Origin of the sequence: Streptomyces sp. SID3343, assembly GCF_009865215.1 — a bacterium.
Lineage (GTDB): Bacteria > Actinomycetota > Actinomycetes > Streptomycetales > Streptomycetaceae > Embleya.
On the sequence record NZ_WWJX01001461.1, the window covers coordinates 1 to 296 of the forward strand.

The 296-nt window shown below is 78.4% G+C and carries 1 protein-coding gene; it reads left to right on the forward strand.

The genetic code is table 11. The features are described from left to right. A partial coding sequence (locus GT354_RS55310; protein WP_237536125.1) for a hypothetical protein occupies positions 1–296 on the forward strand: 296 nt, incomplete at both ends.

Below are 296 nucleotides of genomic sequence, written 5' to 3' on the forward strand. Positions count from 1 at the left end.
GCCCAGGGCGCGCGCTCGGGTTTCCGGCTCGCGACTGGCCGATACGACGCCGAGCGCGCCCCCGCTTCCGACGCGGGCGCCAAGGCACGACACCCGAGCGCGCCCCCGCTTCCGACGCGGACACCAACGCACGACACCCGAGCGCGCCGCCGCTTCCAACGCGGGCGCCAACGCACGACGCCCGAGCGCGCCGCCGCTTCCGACGCGGGCGCCAAGGCACGACGCCCGAGCGCGTTGTGGGTCCGGGCGTTGTTGGCCGGGGCTACGGTGCTCGGGGCCGGAGGTGGCCGGGGGGC